28 protein-coding genes are annotated in these 21,742 nt (G+C 70.4%); 10 read left to right on the top strand and 18 right to left on the bottom strand.

Annotation, left to right across the window (positions count from 1 at the left end; all coding sequences use genetic code 11):
* Positions 1-25: 25 nt before the first annotated feature.
* On the bottom strand, positions 26-2,308 hold the full coding sequence (locus ABZ877_RS10900; protein WP_361067762.1) for a (Fe-S)-binding protein: 2,283 nt from the start codon (positions 2,306-2,308) through the stop codon (positions 26-28).
* Positions 2,309-2,594: 286 nt separating this feature from the next.
* On the opposite strand from ABZ877_RS10900, the gene ABZ877_RS10895 reads away from it, so the two are divergent.
* Complete coding sequence (locus ABZ877_RS10895; RefSeq protein WP_361067760.1) at positions 2,595-3,035, top strand: hypothetical protein; 441 nt, start codon at positions 2,595-2,597, stop codon at positions 3,033-3,035.
* Positions 3,032-4,015 (top strand): glycosyltransferase, encoded by a 984-nt coding sequence (locus tag ABZ877_RS10890; RefSeq protein WP_361067757.1) that lies wholly within the window; start codon positions 3,032-3,034, stop codon positions 4,013-4,015. The genes ABZ877_RS10895 and ABZ877_RS10890 overlap by 4 nt, the downstream gene beginning before the upstream one ends.
* Here ABZ877_RS10890 and ABZ877_RS10885 read toward each other — a convergent pair.
* Entirely contained in the window at positions 3,993-4,772 is a 780-nt protein-coding gene (locus ABZ877_RS10885) for a glycosyltransferase (protein WP_361068364.1), read from the bottom strand. The genes ABZ877_RS10890 and ABZ877_RS10885 overlap by 23 nt on opposite strands.
* A 215-nt stretch (positions 4,773-4,987) precedes the next feature.
* On the opposite strand from ABZ877_RS10885, the gene dnaK reads away from it, so the two are divergent.
* From dnaK to ABZ877_RS10865, 4 genes are read left to right on the top strand one after another with little or no spacing between them, the layout of a single operon-like run.
* Positions 4,988-6,847: a molecular chaperone DnaK gene (gene dnaK, locus ABZ877_RS10880; protein WP_361067755.1), complete on the top strand. Its 1,860-nt coding sequence runs from the start codon at positions 4,988-4,990 to the stop codon at positions 6,845-6,847.
* Positions 6,847-7,539: a nucleotide exchange factor GrpE gene (gene grpE, locus ABZ877_RS10875; RefSeq protein ID WP_361067752.1), complete on the top strand. Its 693-nt coding sequence runs from the start codon at positions 6,847-6,849 to the stop codon at positions 7,537-7,539. Before dnaK ends, grpE begins: the two co-directional genes overlap by 1 nt.
* Positions 7,540-7,590: 51 nt before the next feature.
* Positions 7,591-8,775 (top strand): molecular chaperone DnaJ, encoded by a 1,185-nt coding sequence (gene dnaJ / locus ABZ877_RS10870; RefSeq protein WP_361067750.1) that lies wholly within the window; start codon positions 7,591-7,593, stop codon positions 8,773-8,775.
* Between the two features lie 5 nt (positions 8,776-8,780).
* The gene (locus ABZ877_RS10865; protein WP_361067747.1) at positions 8,781-9,233 is read left to right on the top strand and encodes a helix-turn-helix domain-containing protein; all 453 of its coding nucleotides are present in this window, start codon (positions 8,781-8,783) and stop codon (positions 9,231-9,233) included.
* A gap of 82 nt (positions 9,234-9,315) precedes the next feature.
* Here the strand turns inward: ABZ877_RS10865 and ABZ877_RS10860 are convergent, their stop codons facing one another.
* From ABZ877_RS10860 to ABZ877_RS10820, 9 genes are read right to left on the bottom strand one after another with little or no spacing between them, the layout of a single operon-like run.
* Positions 9,316-9,570 (bottom strand): hypothetical protein, encoded by a 255-nt coding sequence (locus ABZ877_RS10860; protein WP_361067744.1) that lies wholly within the window; start codon positions 9,568-9,570, stop codon positions 9,316-9,318.
* Positions 9,567-9,776 (bottom strand): hypothetical protein, encoded by a 210-nt coding sequence (locus tag ABZ877_RS10855; protein WP_361067741.1) that lies wholly within the window; start codon positions 9,774-9,776, stop codon positions 9,567-9,569. Before ABZ877_RS10855 ends, ABZ877_RS10860 begins: the two co-directional genes overlap by 4 nt.
* A 21-nt stretch (positions 9,777-9,797) precedes the next feature.
* The gene (locus tag ABZ877_RS10850; RefSeq protein WP_361067738.1) at positions 9,798-10,643 is read right to left on the bottom strand and encodes a peptidoglycan-binding protein; all 846 of its coding nucleotides are present in this window, start codon (positions 10,641-10,643) and stop codon (positions 9,798-9,800) included.
* Positions 10,644-10,657: 14 nt separating this feature from the next.
* Entirely contained in the window at positions 10,658-11,293 is a 636-nt protein-coding gene (locus tag ABZ877_RS10845; RefSeq protein WP_361067736.1) for a hypothetical protein, read from the bottom strand.
* 44 nt (positions 11,294-11,337) lie between these two features.
* The gene (locus ABZ877_RS10840) at positions 11,338-11,505 is read right to left on the bottom strand and encodes a hypothetical protein (protein WP_361067733.1); all 168 of its coding nucleotides are present in this window, start codon (positions 11,503-11,505) and stop codon (positions 11,338-11,340) included.
* On the bottom strand, positions 11,502-13,937 hold the full coding sequence (locus tag ABZ877_RS10835; RefSeq protein ID WP_361067730.1) for a hypothetical protein: 2,436 nt from the start codon (positions 13,935-13,937) through the stop codon (positions 11,502-11,504). Before ABZ877_RS10835 ends, ABZ877_RS10840 begins: the two co-directional genes overlap by 4 nt.
* Positions 13,924-14,796 (bottom strand): hypothetical protein, encoded by an 873-nt coding sequence (locus tag ABZ877_RS10830; RefSeq protein ID WP_361067728.1) that lies wholly within the window; start codon positions 14,794-14,796, stop codon positions 13,924-13,926. The genes ABZ877_RS10835 and ABZ877_RS10830 overlap by 14 nt, the downstream gene beginning before the upstream one ends.
* 8 nt (positions 14,797-14,804) lie before the next feature.
* Positions 14,805-15,878: a hypothetical protein gene (locus ABZ877_RS10825; RefSeq protein WP_361067726.1), complete on the bottom strand. Its 1,074-nt coding sequence runs from the start codon at positions 15,876-15,878 to the stop codon at positions 14,805-14,807.
* Between the two features lie 15 nt (positions 15,879-15,893).
* On the bottom strand, positions 15,894-16,412 hold the full coding sequence (locus ABZ877_RS10820) for a hypothetical protein (RefSeq protein ID WP_361067723.1): 519 nt from the start codon (positions 16,410-16,412) through the stop codon (positions 15,894-15,896).
* 327 nt (positions 16,413-16,739) lie between these two features.
* Between ABZ877_RS10820 and ABZ877_RS10815 the strand changes: the two genes are divergently transcribed.
* Positions 16,740-16,874 (top strand): hypothetical protein, encoded by a 135-nt coding sequence (locus ABZ877_RS10815; RefSeq protein ID WP_361067720.1) that lies wholly within the window; start codon positions 16,740-16,742, stop codon positions 16,872-16,874.
* Positions 16,875-16,889: 15 nt separating this feature from the next.
* Here the strand turns inward: ABZ877_RS10815 and ABZ877_RS10810 are convergent, their stop codons facing one another.
* The 4 genes from ABZ877_RS10810 to ABZ877_RS10795 form a co-directional block, all read right to left on the bottom strand.
* Positions 16,890-17,201, bottom strand: coding sequence for a hypothetical protein (locus ABZ877_RS10810; protein ID WP_361067717.1), 312 nt, complete (start codon positions 17,199-17,201; stop codon positions 16,890-16,892).
* Positions 17,202-17,296: 95 nt separating this feature from the next.
* Positions 17,297-17,587 (bottom strand): hypothetical protein, encoded by a 291-nt coding sequence (locus ABZ877_RS10805; RefSeq protein ID WP_361067714.1) that lies wholly within the window; start codon positions 17,585-17,587, stop codon positions 17,297-17,299.
* A gap of 109 nt (positions 17,588-17,696) precedes the next feature.
* On the bottom strand, positions 17,697-18,302 hold the full coding sequence (locus tag ABZ877_RS10800) for a phage tail protein (protein WP_361067712.1): 606 nt from the start codon (positions 18,300-18,302) through the stop codon (positions 17,697-17,699).
* Between the two features lie 26 nt (positions 18,303-18,328).
* Positions 18,329-18,730, bottom strand: coding sequence for a hypothetical protein (locus ABZ877_RS10795; RefSeq protein WP_361067709.1), 402 nt, complete (start codon positions 18,728-18,730; stop codon positions 18,329-18,331).
* Positions 18,731-18,960: 230 nt separating this feature from the next.
* Here ABZ877_RS10795 and ABZ877_RS10790 point away from each other — a divergent pair, with 230 nt between their 5' ends.
* On the top strand, positions 18,961-19,338 hold the full coding sequence (locus tag ABZ877_RS10790) for a hypothetical protein (RefSeq protein ID WP_361067706.1): 378 nt from the start codon (positions 18,961-18,963) through the stop codon (positions 19,336-19,338).
* A gap of 31 nt (positions 19,339-19,369) precedes the next feature.
* Here the strand turns inward: ABZ877_RS10790 and ABZ877_RS10785 are convergent, their stop codons facing one another.
* The 3 genes from ABZ877_RS10785 to ABZ877_RS10775 are packed head-to-tail and all read right to left on the bottom strand — an operon-like array spanning position 19,370 to position 20,432.
* Positions 19,370-19,558, bottom strand: coding sequence for a hypothetical protein (locus ABZ877_RS10785; protein ID WP_361067703.1), 189 nt, complete (start codon positions 19,556-19,558; stop codon positions 19,370-19,372).
* Complete coding sequence (locus ABZ877_RS10780) at positions 19,555-20,091, bottom strand: hypothetical protein (RefSeq protein WP_361067700.1); 537 nt, start codon at positions 20,089-20,091, stop codon at positions 19,555-19,557. Before ABZ877_RS10780 ends, ABZ877_RS10785 begins: the two co-directional genes overlap by 4 nt.
* On the bottom strand, positions 20,088-20,432 hold the full coding sequence (locus ABZ877_RS10775) for a WhiB family transcriptional regulator (protein ID WP_361067697.1): 345 nt from the start codon (positions 20,430-20,432) through the stop codon (positions 20,088-20,090). Before ABZ877_RS10775 ends, ABZ877_RS10780 begins: the two co-directional genes overlap by 4 nt.
* A gap of 239 nt (positions 20,433-20,671) precedes the next feature.
* Here ABZ877_RS10775 and ABZ877_RS10770 point away from each other — a divergent pair, with 239 nt between their 5' ends.
* Positions 20,672-21,166 (top strand): helix-turn-helix transcriptional regulator, encoded by a 495-nt coding sequence (locus ABZ877_RS10770; protein WP_361067694.1) that lies wholly within the window; start codon positions 20,672-20,674, stop codon positions 21,164-21,166.
* 46 nt (positions 21,167-21,212) lie between these two features.
* Entirely contained in the window at positions 21,213-21,737 is a 525-nt protein-coding gene (locus tag ABZ877_RS10765) for a hypothetical protein (RefSeq protein ID WP_361067691.1), read from the top strand.
* The last annotated feature ends 5 nt before the right edge of the window (positions 21,738-21,742 follow it).

Raw genomic sequence — 21,742 nt, 5'->3', positions numbered from 1 at the left:
GGGGCCAACCGGTGCGGTGCGGCCGCTACTTCACCGGCTCGGGCTCCGGCGCGTCCGCGGTCTCCGCCTCGCCCGCCGGGTCGACCGGCGTCTTGACGGAGTCGAGGAGCAACTGCGCCACGTCGACGACCTGGACGGACTCCTTGGCCTTGCCGTCGTTCTTCTTGCCGTTGACCGAGTCGGTCAGCATGACGAGGCAGAACGGGCAGGCCGTGGAGACGATGTCGGGGTTGAGGGAGAGGGCTTCGTCGACGCGCTCGTTGTTGATGCGCTTGCCGATCCGCTCCTCCATCCACATCCGCGCGCCGCCCGCGCCGCAGCAGAAGCCGCGCTCCTTGTGGCGGTGCATCTCCTCGTTGCGCAGACCCGGGACCTTGCCGATGATCTCGCGCGGCGGCGAGTAGATCTTGTTGTGGCGGCCCAGGTAGCACGGGTCGTGGTAGGTGATGATGCCCTCGACCGGCGTGACGGGGACGAGCTTGCCCTCGTCCACCAGGTGCTGGAGCAGCTGCGTGTGGTGGATGACCTCGTAGTCGCCGCCGAGCTGCGGGTACTCGTTGCCGATGGTGTTGAGGCAGTGCGGGCAGGTGGCGACGATCTTCTTCGCCGACTTCGGCTTCTTCGACTCGGCGGTCACCTTGCCGTCGTCGTCCAGCTCCTCGCCGAAGGCCATGTTGAGCGCCATGACGTTCTCCTGGCCGAGCTGCTGGAACAGCGGCTCGTTGCCGAGGCGGCGGGCGGAGTCACCGGTGCACTTCTCGTCGCCGCCCATGATCGCGAACTTCACGCCCGCGATGTGGAGCAGCTCGGCGAAGGCCTTGGTGGTCTTCTTGGCGCGGTCCTCCAGGGCGCCCGCGCAGCCGACCCAGTACAGGTACTCGACCTCGGTGAGGTCCTCGATGTCCTTGCCGACGACCGGCACCTCGAAGTCGAGCTCCTTGAGCCACTCCAGGCGCTGCTTCTTCGCCAGGCCCCAGGGGTTGCCCTTCTTCTCCAGGTTCTTGAGCATCGTGCCCGCCTCGGACGGGAACGCGGACTCGATCATCACCTGGTAGCGGCGCATGTCGACGATGTGGTCGACGTGCTCGATGTCGACGGGGCACTGCTCGACGCAGGCGCCGCAGGTGGTGCAGGACCACAGGACGTCCGGGTCGATGACGCCGTTCTCCTCGAGCGTGCCGATGAGCGGGCGCTCGGCCTCCGCGAGGGCGGCGGCCGGGACGTCCTTCAGCGCCTCGGCGGACGCCTTCTCCTCGCCCTCCATCGACTTGCCGCCGCCCGCGAGCAGGTACGGCGCCTTGGCGTGCGCGTGGTCGCGCAGCGACATGATGAGGAGCTTCGGGGAGAGCGGCTTGCCGGTGTTCCAGGCGGGGCACTGCGACTGGCAGCGGCCGCACTCGGTGCAGGTGGAGAAGTCGAGCAGGCCCTTCCAGGAGAAGTGCTCGACCTGGGAGACGCCGTAGACGTCGTCCTCGCCCGGGTCCTCGAAGTCGATGGGCTCGCCCTGCGAGGTCATCGGGAGCAGCGCGCCGAGCGAGGTCCCGCCCTTGGCGTCGCGCTTGAACCAGATGTTGGGGAAGGCCAGGAAGCGGTGCCAGGCGATGCCCATGTCGGTCTTGAGGGCGACCGTGATCATCCAGATGAACGAGGTCGCGATCTTCAGGCCCGCGAAGAAGTAGGTGAGGTTCTGGAGGGTGGAGACGTCCATCCCCTCCAGCCAGTTCACCACGGGGTAGGAGATGAAGAACGAGGACTCGTAGGAGTCGACGTGGTGCTGGGCACCTTCGAGGGCGTGCAGCATGAAGATGCAGACGCCGACGATGAGGATGACGGCCTCGACGAAGTACGCCTGGCCGAAGCTGGACCCGGCGAAGCGGGACTTGCGGCCCGGCTTGTCGGGGCGGCTGAGCTGGCGGATCACGATGAGCGCGAGGATGCCGAGGACCGTCATGGTGCCGATGAACTCGACGAAGACGTTGTACGGCGCCCACTCGCCGATGACCGGGAGGAGCCAGTCGGCCTGGAAGAGCTGGCCGATGGCGTTGACGATCGTGAGCAGCAGCGAGAAGAAGCCCACCGCCACGAACCAGTGCGCGACACCGACGATGCCCCAGCGGTTCATCCGGGTGTGGCCGAGGAACTCCCGGGCCACAGTGAGGGTGCGCTGGCCGGGCTCGTCGGTGCGCGTGCCCTTCGGCACGTTCTGCCCGAGCCGCATGAAGTTGTAGATCTGCAGGAGGGCGCGGGCGAACAGGGCCACGCCGACCACGATCAGAACCAGCGACACGATGATCGCGGCGAGTTGCATTTGGGGGCTCCTCGGGCCTGCGAGGTGGTCTCTTCTTTGACGTACTCGGACGTACTAGTGATTACTAAGCGGTAACTTATGCAGTCCGTCTGAGACTACCCACTTACGCGATCGCAATGTAGTCGGCCGGGTCGTGATCTGCGTCGCTGAGGGGACCCTCGCCGCGGCCCTCGCCGGTCATCTCGCCACGCTCCCTTGATGGTAGATCGTGTTATTCCCTGCAAATGCGGACATAACGGCTAGTTTGTTCGGGGCTTCACACGCCGCACGCAAGGGAGCAGACGTCATGGCGCGCTTCGGCCGGATGCGAGAGCTGGTGCGCCACCTCGCGCACTGCGAGATCGACCTGGTGCTCGACGCGGGCGGGCAGGACGGGGCGTTCGGGCGGGCGCTGCGCCGCCGCGGCTACCGAGGGCGCATCGTCTCCTTCGAACCGTTCGGCGGCGAGCGGGCCCCCGTGCGCAAGGCCGCCGCCCGTGACCTCGACTGGCACGTGCTGCCGTACGCCCTCGGGCACCGCGAGAGCGGCTGGATGCGCCGGCTCGACGAGGTGTGGGAGGAGGTCGTGGCGCCGGGGGAGCGCGTCCTGCTCCAGGTCGAGGCCGGGCCCGAGCTCGACCAGGTCCTTGAGGGTGCCGGGGAGTTCGGCGCGGACCTGGCGCTCGTACGGACCGGGGGTGTCGCCGGGGGCGGCCCCGTCGGCCGGTTCCCGGCGGTGTCCGCGTGAGGGTCGCCCTGGTCCACAGCTTCGGCGGGCTCACCGGGAGCGGCGCCAGGGACGCCGACGAGGCCGTCCTCGACCAGGCCGTCGCCCTCGGTGGCGCCGGGCACGACGTGCGGCTCGTCGCCGCCGGGCTCGGCCGCGACCCCCTCTCCGCGCTGCGCGCCTTCGCGCCCGACGTCGTCCACGTCCACCAGCTCGCCCCCGGCTCCGGCCGCGCCTGGGCCGCCGAGTGGACCGGGCCGCTGGTGGTGACCCTGCCGGAGCCCGGCCCCGCGCGCGCCCGCTGGCTGCCGTTCCCCCGGGGCCCGCGCGGCGGCGCCCGGACGGATCCGCTGCTGCGCCGCGCCGACCGGGTGGTCGTCCTGTCGGATCTTGGCCGGGAGACGTACGAGCGGGCCGGGCTGCCCCCGGAGCGGATCACCGTGCTGCCGCACCACGTGCCCGCCGCCGAGCGCTCCCCGGGCGGTGACGTCTGGGTCTGCGCCGGACGGCTCGCCGCCGGGGAGAACATCTTTGACCTCGTACGCCGCTGGCCCGCCGGCCGACGCCTCGACGTGTTCGGCACCGGCCCCCTGGAACAGGCGTGCCGCGCCGCCGCCCCCGCGTCCGTACGGTTCCTCGGCGCGGTCGGGCGTCCGGCGCTGCGGCGCGCGCTGCCCGGTCACCGCGGCCTCGTCCTGCCCGGCCGCTGGCGCGCGGGTACCGTCCCGCGCCTGTATCCCGAGGCGCTCGCCGCGGGCCTGCCCGTCCTCGCCTTCGAGGGGTCGGCGGCGCCCCGCACGGTCCGCGCCGACGGCACCGGCACGGTGACCGGCTGGGACGCCCCGCTGGCCGCCGCCCTGGACGCCGCCGACCGGATCTTCCCCGCCCTGCGCGAGCACTGCCGTGGCGTGCACGCCAAGCGGTACGGGGAGGCGGCCTGGGCCGAACGGGTGGAACGCCTCTACGACGAGCTGACCGCTACGGCGCCGCCCGCCCCGTAGCCAGCGCCCGTGCCACCGTCACGACGTACGGCGACACCATCAGCACCGGCGCCCTGACGCCCGTATGGCGCCAGCAGTAGACCCACCACTCGCGGACGGGGACGCCGGGCTTGGAGGAGTCCTGCGGGGCGGGCGGCGGCGGGCCGTCGCCGACGTGGTGCGGGGCGACGAAGGCGGGGATGCCCGCGCGGCGGGCGCGGAAGCCGTGGTCGTAGTCGCCCATGCCGTGGCGGAAGACCTTGTCGATGTCGCCGACGCGCTCGCGCACGGCCCAGGGGAGCAGGACCACGTCGCCGTCGTACGTGTCGCAGGGCTCGGGGCGGGCACCCGGCTCGACGAGGGCGAGGGCGCGGCCGTCACGGCGGCGGCCCGAGCGCGTGGTGGTGCCGCCCTGGCGGACGGCGCCCACGACCACCGCCTCCTCGTCGCATGCGTTCGAGGTCTCCAGGAGGCGGGCGAGGGCGTCCGGGGCGAGGCGTACGCCGGTGCCGAGCCAGAGCTGGTGCGTGGGCTCGGGGCTGCCCGCCGCGCGGCTGTTGCGGCTCGCCAGGCGCATGCCGTGGCCCCGGCGGACGTCGGCGCCGACGACCGTGACCTGGACGCCCGGGTGGGCGTCGCGCACGGCGGCGACCGTCCCGTCGGTGGAGCCGGCGTCGACCAGATGGACGCGTACGCGCGTGCCGGGCGGCAGGTCGCGCTGTGCGGCGAGTGCGTCGAGAGTGGCGAGTGTGTCGGCGCGGCGGTTGTGGGTCGTCATGAGGACGGCTACGACGGGCACCCGGGGCAGTTCCACGAGCTCTCCTTCGCAGGGGGCCTCTGCACGGAGGCGCTGGTCAGAGGGGGTGCGACCCAAGGCTGCGGATAAGTGCTGGATAAAAGTTGAGCGGACTTGACTCATGTCTGTTGACGGGGAGGGGGGTGGTGTTGCAGTCTTGAGTCAGTTCCACTCAAGTATCAGCTGGAGGAATCGAAATGGCACGTGCGGTCGGCATCGACCTGGGCACGACTAACTCCGTCGTCAGCGTTCTGGAAGGCGGCGAGCCCACCGTCATCACCAACGCCGAGGGCGCCAGGACCACGCCGTCCGTCGTCGCCTTCGCCAAGAACGGTGAGGTGCTCGTCGGCGAGGTCGCCAAGCGCCAGGCGGTCACGAACGTGGACCGGACCATCCGCTCCGTCAAGCGCCACATGGGCACTGACTGGAAGATCAACCTGGATGGCAAGGACTTCAACCCGCAGCAGATCTCGGCGTTCATCCTGCAGAAGCTGAAGCGGGACGCGGAGTCCTACCTGGGCGAGAAGGTGACCGACGCGGTCATCACCGTCCCGGCGTACTTCAACGACTCGGAGCGCCAGGCCACGAAGGAGGCCGGCGAGATCGCGGGCCTGAACGTGCTGCGCATCGTCAACGAGCCGACGGCCGCCGCCCTCGCGTACGGCCTCGACAAGGACGACCAGACGATCCTCGTCTTCGACCTCGGTGGCGGCACCTTCGACGTGTCCCTCCTGGAGATCGGCGACGGCGTCGTCGAGGTGAAGGCCACCAACGGTGACAACCACCTCGGTGGTGACGACTGGGACCAGCGCGTCGTCGACTACCTGGTCAAGCAGTTCAACAACGGCCACGGCGTGGACCTCGCCAAGGACAAGATGGCGCTCCAGCGTCTGCGCGAGGCCGCCGAGAAGGCGAAGATCGAGCTCTCCTCCTCCACCGAGACCACGATCAACCTGCCCTACATCACGGCGTCCGCCGAGGGCCCGCTGCACCTGGACGAGAAGCTCACGCGCGCCCAGTTCCAGCAGCTCACGTCCGACCTCCTGGAGCGCTGCAAGACGCCGTTCCACAACGTCATCAAGGACGCGGGCATCCAGCTCTCCGAGATCGACCACGTCGTTCTCGTCGGTGGCTCCACCCGTATGCCCGCCGTCGCCGAGCTCGTCAAGGAGCTGACCGGCGGCAAGGAGGCCAACAAGGGTGTGAACCCGGACGAGGTCGTCGCCATCGGCGCCTCGCTGCAGGCCGGTGTCCTCAAGGGTGAGGTCAAGGACGTCCTGCTCCTCGACGTGACCCCGCTGTCCCTCGGCATCGAGACCAAGGGCGGCATCATGACCAAGCTCATCGAGCGCAACACCACGATCCCGACCAAGCGGTCCGAGATCTTCACGACGGCCGAGGACAACCAGCCGTCCGTGCAGATCCAGGTCTACCAGGGCGAGCGCGAGATCGCGGCGTACAACAAGAAGCTCGGCATGTTCGAGCTGACCGGTCTGCCGCCGGCCCCGCGCGGTGTCCCGCAGATCGAGGTCTCCTTCGACATCGACGCCAACGGCATCATGCACGTGACCGCGAAGGACCTCGGCACGGGCAAGGAGCAGAAGATGACCGTCACCGGTGGCTCCTCGCTGCCGAAGGACGAGGTCAACCGGATGCGCGAAGAGGCCGAGAAGTACGCGGAGGAGGACCACGCCCGCCGCGAGGCCGCCGAGACGCGCAACCAGGGCGAGCAGCTCGTCTACCAGACGGAGAAGTTCCTCACGGACAACGCGGACAAGGTCCCCGGTGACGTGAAGACCGAGGTCGAGGAAGCCGTCAATGAGCTGAAGGAGAAGCTCAAGGGCGAGGACACGGCCGAGATCCGCACCGCCACCGAGAAGGTCGCCGCCGTCTCGCAGAAGCTCGGCCAGGCCATGTACGCCGACGCGCAGGCCGCGCAGGGCGCCGAGGGCGCCGCTCCCGGCGGCGAGGCCGGCCCGAACATGTCCAAGGACGACGACGTGGTCGACGCCGAGATCGTCGACGACGAGAAGGACCAGAAGGGTGGCGCCGCCTGATGACGGAGGAGACCCCGGGCACCGGCGAGAACGCCGAGCGGCCTGACGTCCCCTCCGGCGCCACCGACGACGCCGCGCCGAAGTCCGCCGAGCCCTCCGCCCAGGAGGGCCAGGCGGACCCGGCAGGGGACGCGAGCAAGGCATCCGCGCAGGACGTGGGGGCCACGGCCCAACTGGACCAGGCCCGTGCCGCGCTCAGCGAGCGCACCGCGGACCTCCAGCGCCTGCAGGCCGAGTACCAGAACTACCGGCGTCGTGTGGAGCGGGACCGCACCACGGTCAAGGAGATCGCCGTCGCGAACCTCCTGTCCGAGCTGCTGCCCGTCCTCGACGACGTGGGCCGCGCCCGTGAGCACGGCGAACTCGTCGGCGGCTTCAAGTCCGTCGCCGAGTCGCTGGAGACGGTCGTCGCCAAGCTGGGCCTCCAGCAGTTCGGCAAGGAGGGCGAGCCCTTCGACCCGACGATCCACGAGGCCCTGATGCACAGCTACGCGCCGGACGTCACCGAGACGACCTGTGTGGCGATCCTGCAGCCGGGTTACCGGATCGGGGAGCGCACCATCCGCCCCGCGCGGGTGGCCGTCGCCGAACCGCAGCCGGGTGCCCAGTCCGGCACGTCCGGCACGGCGGAGTCGGCCGACGCCCCCGAGGCGGAGGCAGAGAAGGAGAGCGGTGGCCCGGACGAGGGCTGACGTGATCCGCGCAAGCAGTACTGATGTGAGTGAGGAGGGACGTCGAGGCCGATGAGCACCAAGGACTTCATCGAGAAGGACTACTACAAGGTCCTCGGCGTCCCCAAGGACGCCACCGACGCCGAGATCAAGAAGGCGTACCGCAAGCTCGCCCGGGAGAACCACCCCGACGCCAACAAGGGCAACGAGAAGGCGGAGGAACGCTTCAAGGAGATCTCCGAGGCGAACGACGTCCTCGGGGACCCCAAGAAGCGCAAGGAGTACGACGAGGCGCGCGCGCTGTTCGGCAACGGCGGGTTCCGTGCGGGACCCGGCGCGGGCGGCGGCGGCACGTTCAACTTCGACCTGGGCGACCTCTTCGGAGGCGGGGCCCAGGGCGGCTCCGGTGGCTTCGGCGGCGGCATAGGCGACGTCTTCGGCGGCCTGTTCAACCGGGGCGGCGCGGGCACGGGCACCCGTACCCAGCCGCGCCGGGGCCAGGACATCGAGTCCGAGGTGTCGCTGAGCTTCACCGAGGCGGTCGACGGCGCGACGGTCCCGCTGCGCATGTCGTCCCAGCAGCCCTGCAAGGCGTGCTCCGGCACCGGCGACAAGAACGGCACGCCGCGCGTGTGCCCGACCTGCGTCGGCACCGGACAGGTCTCGCGGGGCGGCGGTGGCGGCTTCTCGCTCACCGACCCGTGCGTGGACTGCAAGGGCCGCGGCCTCATCGCCGAGACCCCCTGCGACGTCTGCAAGGGCTCGGGCCGCGCCAAGTCCTCCCGCACGATGCAGGTCCGTATCCCCGCCGGGGTCTCGGACGGCCAGCGCATCAGGCTCCGCGGCAAGGGCGCACCCGGTGAACGGGGCGGCCCCGCGGGCGACCTGTACGTGGTCGTCCACGTCGCCGCGCACCCCGTCTTCGGCCGCAAGGGCGACAACCTCACGGTGACCGTGCCCGTCACGTTCACCGAGGCGACGCTCGGCGGCGAGGTCAAGGTGCCGACCCTCGGCGGCCCCGCCGTCACCCTGAAGCTGCCCGCCGGCACGCCCAACGGGCGGACGATGCGGGCCCGCGGCAAGGGCGCCGTCCGCAAGGACGGCACGCGCGGGGACCTCCTGGTGACGGTCGAGGTGGCCGTCCCCAAGGAGCAGGACCTTTCCGACGAGGCCCGCTCGGCCCTCGAGTCGTACCGCAAGGCGACTGAGGACATCGATGTGCGGGCAGAACTGTTCCAGGCCGCGAAGGGAGCTTGAGCGAGATGGACGGCCGGCGTCGCAGCAACCCGTACGAACTCACCGACGAGACACCGGTGTACGTCATTTCGGTGGCGGCCCAGCTCTCCGGCCTGCACCCGCAGACGCTGCGCCAGTACGACCGTCTCGGCCTGGTCTCCCCGGGCCGCACGGCCGGTCGCGGCCGCCGCTACTCGGCCCGCGACATCGAACTGCTGCGCACCGTCCAGCAGTTGTCGCAGAACGAGGGCATCAATCTCGCCGGCATCAAGCGCATCATCGAGCTGGAGAACCAGGTGGCCGCGCTCCAGTCCCGCGTGGCGGAACTGACCGCCGCGGTGGAAGGCGCCGCCGCCGCCATGCAGCAGCGCGAGGCGGCGGTCCACGCCTCCTACCGCCGCGACCTGGTCCCGTACCAGGAGGTCCAGCAGACGAGCGCGCTGGTGGTGTGGCGGCCCAAGCGGTCGCAGGAGCAGTAGCGCTCCGCTCGGAACAGTGAGAAGGGGCCCGGAGTCGACGAACCGACTCCGGGCCCCTTCGGCATTCCCGTACGCGCGTAGGTCACTTGCCGGTCGACTGGAACACCGCCACGGCGAGCGCCGCGCACGACGTCAGGGCGGCCAGTGACGGCAGCGGCCAGCGCGTGCGCTCCAGAGCGTCAAGGCGTTCCTCGTGCTCGCCGAGGGTCTTGTCGGTCTGGTCTGCGCGTTGCAGGAGCAGTGCCAGATCGCCGCGCGTGGTGGCGAACCCGACGTCGACGGAGCGCCGCAGCCGCTCCAGCTCGACGGCGACCCCGGCCTGTTCGAGATCGTTCACGGCCGATTCGCCTCCTTGCGCAGCCAGCGGGGCAGCAGCCGGTCCACCTCCGGCAGGGCCATCACGCGGGTCACGGCCGCCGCCACGGCGACGACGCCCGCGAGCGCGGGCACGTTCCGCGCCGCTTCGTCGTCGGCGAGCAGCGGCAGCAGTGCGACGGCGGTCTGGAGCGCGGTGCGCACGGTTCTGCGCGCGGCTTCGGTCATGGTCGTCACCTCCGGGGTGGTTCATGGGTTCGGTACGCGCAGCCGGTCCCAGCTCGTCCGGCCGGGGACGCCGTCCGCGGCCGGGCCGGTGTACCCGAGCTTGCGCTGCCAGGCGGCGTATGAGGCGACGTCGGCCTCGCCCCATACGGGCCCTGGGCCGACGCGGTAGCGCCCGCAGCCCTCGGCGACCAGGCGCCGGCCGACGGCGGTGAACAGCTCGCTGCGGCGGCCCGGCACGAAGAACGCGGCACCGGGGAAGGCGGCGTACGGCTGCGGCACCGGGCGGAGCCCGAGCCGGGCGTCGATCCGCCCGCGCATGCCGGGCATGGAGAACGAGGGGTCGATCTTGCGCCGGGTCCACTCCTTGTGGCCGATGACGCTCGCCGCGGACCAGCCATGGGCGCGGCACAGGGCGGCGGAGACCTTCTCCACGGCGGCGAGTTGAACGGCCGGGTACGGGTCCTTGCCAGTGCCCAGGTTCTCGATCTCGAAGCCGTAGAAATGGGCGTTGCCGTCGACGGCGTCCGGGCCGGGGGAGGACGGGGCCGGGCGTTCCGCGCGTACGGCGTCGTACACGGCGGAGGAGCCCGACCCCGCGTGGTTGGTGCGGCCGCAGCCGACCAGGTGGACCGTGCCGTCCTTGGCGATCAGGCCGACGCACAGCGGACCGGGGAGGGCGGCGGTGCCGTCACGGCACAGGGTGAGGGAGTCGCGGCCGGCGGTGTGGTGCAGCATGACGCCGTTGACCGGGCCCCAGGGGCCCTTGTGGTTGCGGTTGCGGGTCTGCCAGCCGGGATGTTCTCGGACGCGTACGCCCTCGCCGCGCAGGGCGCGGGCGAGGGCGTACGCGGACAGGGGTGTGGCCATGGGGGCGGGGGTCCTTAGACGCTGGTGACCGTGAGGAAGCGGTTCGCGAAGGTGGCGGTGGAGGTGGTCGCCGAGGACTTGTAGGCGAGGGTCACGGTGTGCGCCGTGTTCACGGCGAGCCCGGAGACCTGGAACTGCGTGGAGGCCGACAGAAGGCCGGTGCCGGTGGCGAGCGCGGACCGGGCGTCGGCGGCGGCGAGTACCACCGTCGTCCCCTTCTTGACGATGGCCGAGACGTAGCCGGACGCTGACGCCACTGAATTGCTGACGCGCGCGCCCAGGGCGATCTGGATCGTGCCCGAGGACGGGGCGACGAAGGAGACGCTGGTGGCCGTGGAGCCCGTCGGGGCCTCGACGTACGCCGTGGACGTGGTGGTGCCGGCGCCGCTGTTGCCGCTCAACACGGGGGCCGGTGAGAGGGCCGCCCAGAAGGCGCCGTTGTAGTAGACGTACTGCTTGGGTGTCGTGAGGAAGGCGAGCATTCCGGCGACCGGGGCGGGGACCTTGGCGTCGAGGGACACCTGGTCGGCGAAGCGCAGGACGGTGCGGCCGTCGACGGCTTCCGCCAGGGACTGGAGGTGCAGGGGGATGTTCGCGGCGTCGGACGGCTGCGGGTAGGGCAGACCGCCGAGCGGGGTGAGCAGGGACATGCGGGGACCTCCGGAGCTGCTGAAGTGGTCTGGCGGGGCCGTGGCTAACCGGGCAGGGACGGCGGCAGCGAGTCGGCGGACGAGCCGCCGTCGCCCGCCGTCGCGGCCGCGCTGTCGATCGGGACGGGCTGCGCGACGTTCCCGTCGTCCGTCGGTGCCGGTGCCTCGGACTCCCCCGCCGACGGGACCTCCTCGGTGGGCGTCTCACTCATGACGTGCCTCCTGTCGGCGGCGGAACCGGTGCCTCGGGCGGAGTCAGGATCGTGGTCAGCAGGGTGCGGTAGCTGAGCTTGGTCGCCGTCAGGTCACCGAGGGTCGCGTAGGCGGCGGTGATCTCCCCGTACGTCAGCTGGGTGCCGTAGAGCGGGTCGACCGGCGAGTCGGGGGTGAGACCGGGGTCGAGCGGTACGCCGTTGTAGGCGGTGCCGCGCAGCGTCAGCGTCTGCTGCGGTGCCGCACCGGCCTGGCAGGTGGTGCGGATGCCGACGACCCAGGCGAAGGTGTCGAGCTCGGCACCGGTCACGTCCACCACCCGGACGATGTCGCCGAGTTGGATACGTGGATCGTGCAGGACCTCCACCTCGCCGAAGACAGGGACGGGGTAGCGGCCGGCGTCGAGCATGGACTGCGCGAGGGTGTCGGCGGCCAGCCGGGTCTGCACCCAGGGAGTGGCGGGGGCCTCGTAGACCTGATTGCCGTAGTACGCCTGGCTCGGGGGGCTGTACCTGGCGTACCAGCGCTGCTTCGCCTGTCCTGAGCGGACCTGCGGGACGATCTGCACGGACGGTTTGCCGTCCTTGGTCACGGTCCATACGGGAGCGGTGCCGTTGTTGGCGAACCGGACGACGTAGTCCGCGCCGTCACGCATGGAGCTGACCGTGACGCTGCCCTTGACCGAGGTGCCACCGGTGGCGGCGGAGCCGAAGCGCACCTTGTGGCCGTAGGCGAGCGGGGCGGCGTCGTCGTCGATCAGAAGCGGGCCGATGTCGTTCTCGTCCTCGGCGATGGCGTACGGCACGTCCACCACGGCCCCCGGGTCGATCCTGCGGATGACGGTGTCCACAACCGTGTCGCCGTTGACGCTCTTGATGCCCGTCCAGTCGGCGTAGGGCTGCTGGCACCAGTTGCGGCAGGCGTCGATCTCCTCGGAGACGGTCAGCGCGGAGATGGAGCGGCGCGTGGTCACGGTGAGGTTCGGGCGCGGCGGCACGGTGCGGAACCGGGCGGGGCCGTGCCAGCGGAAGACACCCTGCTCATCGAATTCAGCGGTCGACATCGTGGCCCGCGCGATCTCGGTGAGAGCGTCCCACTGGGACCCTGACACCTGGGGGACGTCGTAGAGCGGGATGTCGGCTTCGTCGAGCACGGCGCCCTTGCGCCAGCGGCCCTTCATGTCCCACTCGTCGCCGGTGTACGAGTCGAGGTCGGGCCAGGACCGGTCGGTGACCTGGACGCATTCGACTGCCATGTCGGTGGTCAGGTCGACGCGGTGCAGCTCGGAGGGCGGCTGTCCTGCGACGGCCTCCACGAAGGTGCCGGGGCCGCCGACCATGTACTGGCCGTCGGGCGCCGTCAGCCGGGGCCTCACGACCGGCATGACCGACGAGCCGCCGGACCGCGTGTCCACGGAGAAGCCGAGGTGCCACGTGCCGCGCAGGGAGGCCAGCTTGGGGAAGGTCCACCAGAAGTACCAGTAGCCGCCGCCCACGGTTCCGGAGGCGATCGTGATCTGGCCGGTGGAGATGTCGAAGGTGCCCGTGAGGTAGCCGTACTTCCCCGCGCTGCGGTCGAAGACCAGCTTCAGCTCCACGACGCTGTCCTTGGCCAGCGCCGTGTTGACGTGCATCTCGGCCTGGAACACCCGCCCGGATACGGGGAACCGTGAGCGCGGCATCCACGACGTGGCGAACCGCGGCGCGGCCGGCATCAGCGCCATCTCGTGCGGCGCGCCGTCCCGTATCCAGGAGTACGTGGACGGGTCGGGCAGCGACTCGGGCTGGCCGTAGCTGGCGTTGAAGCCGCCGTGCAGCGAGGCGTACAGCACGGTGAAGGGCTTGTTGATGTCGATGTTGCCGTTCGCGTCCTTCTTCGCCGCGAGCGGGGCGCGCGGCGGCGGGCAGGTGTGGATGCCGCCCTGGCGCAGCAGCTCGTCCACGCACCACATGGTGGTCGCCACGGGCTTGCCCCACAGCAAGCCGTGGTACGGACGCGGCAGTTGTGCCGCGCCGCGCAGCCGCTCCGCACCGTCCAGGGCCTGCACGGTGACCGTGTCGCTGCCGGACGCGGCCGTCCGGGACCGCACGGTGCCGCGGAAGGCGGGCACGGTCCGTCCGGAGACGCCCGCCTCGTGCACGACGGACTGGCCGGGCCGCGCCACGTCGGAGCTGGCGCGCGGCGCCCAGGCCGAGTACAGGCGCGGCGCGGCGGTGCCGTCGACGCCGCCGAGCTGCACCTCCAACTGCGCGGAAGCGCTGCCGGAGACCGCGCGGAACGCGTCGGGCACGTCGGTCGCGTAGGCCCGTTCCACCTTCCAGGACTGCACCTGCGGGCCGAGTTCCTGACCGCCGAAGCGGGTGGAGTGGGCCGGGGTCCGTTCGGGTGCGGCGAGGGCGTCGTCGAGGGCGTCGTCGTCAGAGTTCAGCACCGCGCACCTCCACCAGGTCGATGCTGACGTTGCGGTACGGCAGCGGGGACGCGGGCGCGTCGCTGTACGCGGTCACGCTCATCGCCGGGCAGCCGTCGCCGAGTGCGAACGGGACCGGGTCGTCGCCGATGGTCAGACAGGCTCCGGCGAGCCCGGCGATGCCGGTGACGCCGGGTCCGCCGACCGGGGTGACGAAAGCGGCGGCGTCCGGGGCGGTGCCGGTGACGCTCGCGCCGGTGACGGCGGTGGTGCTGAGGTACTCGCCGTAGGCGTCCTTCCAGTCCAGCTGGGCGGTGGCGGTCGCCGGGCTCCAGTCCGGCGGGACCAGCCACGACACCCGCATGCCGGGGGCGACGGGCCAGCCGGTCCAGGTGCCGTGGCGCCAGCCGATGCGGGTGGTGTCCTCGAACCGCGCGACGACGGTGTCACCGATGACCGGGCTGACGACCATGGAGCCCGTCACCGTGAACCAGTGGTCGCCGCCGCTCGGCGAACTGCTCTGCGCGGCGGCCTGGTACGGGTCGAGGAGATTGACGGAGGCGGGGTCGAGCACGGCGAGCGGCCCGTAGGAGGTGACGGCGCTCCCTTGCAGGCCGGGCCCGTAGACGCGGCGGGCGAGTCGCGCCAGGTGCTGGGCGTCGTCCGGGGGCAGCAGGTCCCAGGAGAACTTGAGGCGGCGCGGGGTGCGGGCGGGGGCGACGGTGGTGACGGCGCCTTCGAGGGACTTGAACTCGGTGACGTTCAGATCGGCGGTGCGGTCCCAGGACTTGGCGGCCTGGACGATCTCGCGGAGCAGGCCCGGCTTGCCGATCCACAGATTCCTGCTGGCAGTGGGCGAATTTGGCGTACTGGCGGCCATTATGTTCCTCACCTCCGGGCGAGCTGACGCTGTCCGACCTGGACGGCGCGGGCGATGACCTGGGAGTCCACCGCGACGTGCACCGGCCGCGCGGCCATCGCCTCGACGGCGGCGGCGAGGCGGGCGAGCGAGGCGGCGTTGCCCGGGTGGTGGCCCAGCATCCGGCCTAGCTTGGACAGCGGGATGACGGCCTCGTTCTCGCCGCCCTCACCGATCAGGGCGAGCCGGCCGCCGGAGCGGGCCTGGACGACGCCGCCCTCGGCGAGCGTGGGGATGTTCGGGATCTGCGGCAGATGGATCCCGAACTCCTTGCCGCCGACGACCGGGACCCAGCCCGGGATCTTGACGTGGATGGAGTTCAGGCCGCGGATCATGGCGTTGATGCCGCCGATGTAGGCGCGGGGCAGCGCGGTGAACCCGTTGACCAGGCCCTTCATGACACTCTTGATGGGACCGGCGTGGGACTTGATGGCGCCCGAGATGGCGTTCCAGGCCCACTTCACGCCGCTGGCCAGCGCCTTCGACACCTTGTCCATGTTGATGAACTGGCTGATGATCGGCGCGAGCAGCGAGATGACAAGGCCGAGGGCATTGGCCTTCATGGCCGTATTGAGCCCCTTCTGAGCAAGGGTGGCCCCCTTGAGCCCCTTGCCGAGCCCGGTCATCGACTTGCCCCCACTGCTCGCGGTCTTCCCGGCCTTCCCCACGGACTTCTCGACGGCGTCGGACTGCCGCTTCACGTCACGCAGGGCGGTGTTGGCCTTGCCGGAGGAGGACTTGAGCTTGTCGAGGGAGGACTTGAACTTGTCGCTGCCAGTCTTGGACTTGACCAGCGACGAGGACGCGTCCTTGGCGCCGCTGCCGACCTTGGTGAGCGCCGACGCGGCGTTCTTGGCGCCGCTACTCGCCTTGGTGAGCGACGTGGAGGCCCCGTTGGCGCCGCTGCCGATCTTGGCGACGGGGTTGGAGGCGCCCTGGGCGGCACTTCGCAGTTGGCGCACCGCGGAGGAGGTCTGCGTCGCCGCGGAACGGAAGCGGGAGAGATTGCCTGCCGCTGTGGTGGAGCTACGAGCGAGTGTCATGAGACTCCCCTTACGTCAGGCGATCGCCTGAGCGGCCCTGTTGACGTCCGCGGTGAGATCGTGAAGCGAGCGGGCCAGATCGACCGACGCTTTGCGCATGGTCTTCAGACGGTCGGTGTCGATGCTGGTGATGGGGGCTTGTGGCGCGTTCCGCTCGGCCTCGGCCCGCGCCGCCATTTTCTTCGCCGAGCGCGGCATACCGTTTTTGTCGTGGACGAGATTGATCTTCTTCATGCCGGCCTTTTTGGCGGCGTCCATATCGACAAGTGTGCCCACCGCGATGGTGGCCAGGACCGCACCGAGCCCGGACCAGGCAGCCACCGAAGTGCTCTTGAAGTCCGTGAACGTCTTGACCAGATCTTCGAGGCCGAGTCCCAATGCTTTTGCCCAGTTCTCCCCCTGTGAAGGGTCCTCCTTCGCATCCTCGAACTTCTTGTCAATGTAGGTCTGGGAAACGCCGTTTCCCTTCTCTTCCAGCTTCTTCTTGATGTCGGCGACTTCCTGGTAAACGTCGTCGACGGTGTGGTTCGCCATGCTGCCCCCTTGACAGGGTGATTCACGGGCCCGATAGTGTTGCCCGGTTCTTTACCGGGTCTCTTGTGGGTGGGGAAAATGAATGGTGCAGCGATCGTGGGCGCCCTTGTGGGCGCCGTTTTTCTTTATGGCGCGGTGCGTACTTTCAGACGCGGGCGAGCGTTACGGGTTCGCGGGGTGATGGTCACCGCGCGGTGTATGCATGCCGTGGGCGTGTCCACCGGAAATGTTGTTCTCAAAGTTAAATTTCCGGCGGAAGGAAAAGAGAGGTTGGCCGAGCTTGGCCCGTTCGCTTTTCCACCGGCACGCGAGGGAGAATCGCTCAGGGTGATCTACGACCCCAAAGATCTGTCCAACGTCGAGTCTCCGCAGGAGATGTCGACCGGGCGGCTCGCCCTCGCGTTCATGGTGGGCGCCTCCGCGATACTCATCGTCTCCGTTACCGCCCTTGTGCTCGGTTAGGGTCGGCGCGGGCGTTCAGGAGAAGAAGCGGACCAGTTCCTCCGGGCCGGGCAGGGCGGATGCCGACGAGGATTCGACACCAGCGGCGTCGGTGTCCGGGTCTTGCTGGCCGGGCCGCTTCAGTGGCTCCGGGAACTCCGGCGGATCCCCGTCCTCGCCCTGGTTGACCATGGCGAACATCCAGTTCGCCTCGGCCAGCCGGTCGACCACGTGCGCCAGCAGATGTTCCGTCACGCCCCAAGCGGCGGCTTCACCGTGCAGAGCGTGGGTGAGGGCGGCTTCCTGCGGCAGATGCTGGATGAGCACCGCAAGCCGCCGCGACGACAACCGCCCCCGGTACCAATCAAGAAGATCAACGCCATAGTGGCGCAGCAGATCGGCCTCGATGGCCTCGGCGTGCTCTTCGACGAGCTCGCCGAGGCTCAGTCTTCCCCCAGGCCGAGCCCGGTCTCCTTGCCGTACGCCTCCAGGATCGCGGCGATGTCCTGCATGGTGACGTCGTGCTGCTCGAACCGCGCGAACTGCCGCTCGCCGAGCAGGAGTTGGAGGAGGCCGTCGACGTCGTTGTCGTCGAGGGCGCGCAGCTTGCGGGCGACGGCGCGGCTGAGTTCGGTCGGCAGCTCGAAGGCGTCATCGTCGATCCGGAAGGTCCAGGCGCGGCCGAGCGCTTCGAGGCGCTGGGCACGGGCGGCGTTCACGTCGAATCCGGGCATGAGGTGCTCCGTTCGGGGAAGTCGGGGGTGGGAGAGCGAGGGGCGGCCCGGCGCGGAAATGCGCCGGGCCGCAGTGCGTAACCCGCCGGTACGGCTGTGACCTGCCGGTTTACGCGTACGAGTCGTCCTTCATCAGCCACGTGGCCAGCGGCAGCGTCGTGTCGTCCTGGGCGTAGGCGGTGAAGGTGACGCCGAGCTTGATGGCCCCGGTGCGGGTCATCGAGATCTCCTCGGTGTCCGTCACCTGGCCGCGCGGCACGATGAGCCGGTAGACGACCGGGACGCCGTTCTTCGTGTCGGAGAACTCGAAGCCGAGCATGCGCTCGTCCGGGGTCGGGTTGGTGGCGAGGTCGTACTTGAAGGTGCCCGCCTCCGCGCCGGTCGCGGTGACGGCGCTGGTCGCGCCGCCGCCCATGAAGAACGGCAGCGTCGCCTTGTTGATCTGCAGGAGCTGGAACTTGAGCGTCAGCTCGCGGTCGGAGTGGATGTAGCGCAGGGCGCTCACCGACTGCCAGCCGTCGACCTGGTCGATCTTGTCCTTCTTGGCGAGCTTGACGCCGTCGGTGGAGGTGTAGCCCAGCTCGGTCCAGTCGGCGGACCAGGCCGCCTTGGTGTCGGCGGGGACGGTGACGGCCGGGGTCGCGCCGTACTTGGCGACGAGCACCTTGCCGGTGCCGGCGACGCGGATCTGGGCGCTGGTGTTGGGACTGGCCATGGAGGAACTCCTTCGGGAGCGGTGGGTCAGGCGGGGCGGATCGAGAGCTGGAGGCGGGTGAGGTAGCGGCTGGCGGCCGGCCGGTTGTAGTCGGGCAGCCAGCGCGGTCCCTCGACCTCGGCGACGTCGGTGACGACCGCCGAGCCGTAGGCCGTGCCCTGCAACTCGTGCACGCAGGCACGGGCGGCGAGCGCGATGGTGTGGGCGGCCGTCTTGTCGGCGGCGTACGCCTCCACGTCGACCACGGGGTGGTCGAGGTAGAGGTCGTCGATCCAGGTCCCGCCGGTGCGCGAGACGAGAACGACCTTCTGGGTGCCGTCGAACCCGGAGGGCGGCCGGTTGTCGACGGTCACGCCCGCCATCTCGGCCCGGTTCTTCAGGAAGTCGACGACGAGGCGCTCGACGTCGGGAAAGTTCAGTACGGACACATGAAAGCTCCCGTCAAAAGGGGAGTCGGGTGTGGTGTGGCTGTACGCGCGGGCCCGCACGCTCGCTTCGGACCGCCACGGCGACGAGGGGTCCGGGCAACACGAAGCGGCAGGTCCGCGCCTCTGAGTTCCGGGCGCAGCTCTGCCGCTGCTTCAAGTGTGATCGGGGGGTGCGGATCGCGCAACTCGCCTAGTGTGAACGGCGGTTACCTGCGGCTACGGGGGGATTCATGACGGCGAGCGACCAGTGGTATGTGCTCATCGAGGCCGGCTCCGGTTACTTGGATGGGGCATGGGAGCTGAAGGAGAAGCAGCACGTCGACGGGGACCGAACGGCGGCGCTGATCAGGGCGGAGGTCGTCTCCGGCATGTGGGCCCCGCGCGGCTGGGACGCACCGCACGTCGGCCGGCTCGTCTTCGAGCTGTCCGACACGAGCTGGCTGGTGGAGCTGTCCGAGGAGCGGTGGCCCACCGACGCCCCCAAGCCGTACACCCGCACGATCTTCTTCCGCGTCTCCGTGGCCCGCCTCTTCCACGCCAAAGAGGCCCGGCCCGCTCAGCCGCCGGAGAAGAGACCCGGCTTCGTGCGCCGGGCTCTGGGCGGTTAGCGGTGGGGCCTCTTGACGGGCGGCGGAGCGCTTACTGACGGCCGCGGGCGATCCGCTCCGCGGCGAACACGTCCTCCAGGCGGAACAGCGACCTGCGTCCCTGTCGTCCAGCGGCGCGCAGATGGCCGAGCTGGACCCACTTGCGGATGGTGGCGGGGACGACGCCCGCTTCGAGGGCTGCGAGGTCGGCGGTGATGAGGGGAGTACCCGGGCTGTTCATGGCTGCTGCTCCTCCAGTACGTGGCGGCACGCCGGGTTCACGCACCGCACCTCCGCCCGTTCCGGGAACGCGCGCAGCGACACGGAGTCGCAGCGCGGGCACCGGCCGGGCAGCCGCACCATCTGTTCGGTATCGCCGAGGACGCGGGCGCACCGGTGGGCCATGCGCCGGGTCTCCTCCTCGACGTGCGCGGCGAGTACGGGGTCGGCGTCGACGCGGTCGAGGAGCCCGGCGATGCGGCGCAGCCGGACCGGGACGGGGGCGGCGGGGACGGGGCGCAGGCCGAGCCGTTCCCGTACGGCCTCTTCGAGTTCGCAGACGCCGTCGGTGATGTCGCGTACGGCATCGGAGACGTACAGGCGCACGGGTGCGGCGCCGCCGCCGGAACCGGACGACGGACCGGGGCGTTCGCGGAGGCGGCCGCCCGTGCTCGGGACCAGCTCCTCGACCAGCTCGGGGAACTGACGGATGAGGGTGGAGATCCACAGACGGCTGCCGGTGGCACCGGATGCCGGTGTACGTCGCGTCGTCATGCGGCGGTCACCTCCGTCGCGCCTGTCGCGTCCGTTGCACCCGTCGCGTCCGTCGTGAGGGTGACGGCGCGCCCGTTGCGGTAGAGCCGGCCGCCGCAGACGCCGTCGAACCAAGAGTGGGCAGGGTCGACGATCGCCTCGCACTCCGCGCGGATCGGGCACTCGTTGCATGCGCGCAACGCGTCACTGGCCTCCGGCATGGTTCGTACGAATACCCGGTGGGCGGGCAGCGAGGCGCAGGCGGCGGTCCTGCGCCAGTCGAGTTCGTCATCGGAGACGAGGAAACCCCTGCTCAGAGCCGTCTTGGCAGGAGAAAGGGCGGAAGTCGTCGGTCGGGACACGTGCAGCGCCTCCCCGCTTATGGGAACATACGTTCGAGAGTTGCGAACGCGCGCTCAGAGTCGCATGGTGCGAGCGCGCACGCAAGCGAGATCGGTGGCACGGGAGTGATGACGGGAGTCGGAGCGATGCCCTGGACGGAGGCGCCGGCAATGGCGCTCAAGGATTGCGCGCGCGTGCGATCACCTATGGTGCGAGCGCGATCGGTACGCTGTCCCCGCGACGAGGGGAGAGCCATCGAATGGCCGGTAGTGCAGGGGCGAGAGCCCACGACGACCAGGGTTTCCGTGACGACGGCGCGCGCGGACGACCCAAGGGTGCCGACACGCTCGACGAGTTCGCCACATGGGTCGAGACGCTGTTGCGCCAGCGCGGCTATGACATCGACAGCCCGCGCGGCGGTGGCAGGTCCCGGCTCGCCGACGACGCGGGCGTGCACCGGGCGGCGGTCAGCCGACTGCTCCAGCGCCAGAGCATGCCGGACCTGGAGACCATGCGGCGCCTGGCCCTGGTTCTCGGCATCCCGCTGCGGGACATGTTGATCCGCTCCGGCCGGCTGACGGCCGAGGATCTTCCGCTCGGCGGCCCGGTTAGCGGCGCCCACCAGGGGAATAGCCCAGCGGACGAAAAGCTCCTCAGCCCGGAGGAGGCGGCCCGCAGAATGGGCGTCCCGCCGGAGTTGAGGGAGACATTCGTCAAAGTGGCAAGGCAGTTCCTGCCGTCGGCGGGGGACTGAGCAAGCAGGGCCCCGGGGGGTGGGGCGGCATCAGGGGAGCGCACAGATGGGGCTGGAGGAAAGCGAGGCAGGGGCATCGGCGCACACGCGCTGCGACTCTGCCGAGGCCGAGCGCAGCGGGGGCAGCGCCCAACAGGACAACGTGGCTGAGCAGTTGAGCGGCCTGCTCATCGAGCTGGGCCAGAAGGTACGGGAGGCCGGGGCCGACGGCGTACGCATCCTCACCGCCGCCGAGGTCGAGCGGGGACAGCTCGAATGGTTCAGGGAAGGCTGGCAGGAGCATGCGCGCGCGGTCGGCGACGAGGTCGGCCGGCCGGGCGGCCATGAACTCGACGAGGGCCAGGACACGAGCCCCGGCCGCCTCCTCCGCTTCCCCGACCGCCCCGACGAGCGCCAGGACACACGTCGGGAGTTACCGGCCCCGGGCGAGCAGCACCCACTGCCACTCGTCCGGGCCCGCGAGGCAACAGTGCAGGAACTGATGCCGCACCGCCCGAGGGAAGCACGGGAACCCTCCGCACCACCGCCGGTGGAACACGTACGGCCCCAGCCCCGGCCCGCACCGGAATGACAGCA

The sequence above is a fragment of the Streptomyces sp. NPDC046939 genome (assembly GCF_040644575.1).
Classification (GTDB): Bacteria; Actinomycetota; Actinomycetes; order Streptomycetales; family Streptomycetaceae; genus Streptomyces.
This window is presented reverse-complemented; position numbering and strand designations above follow the sequence as displayed.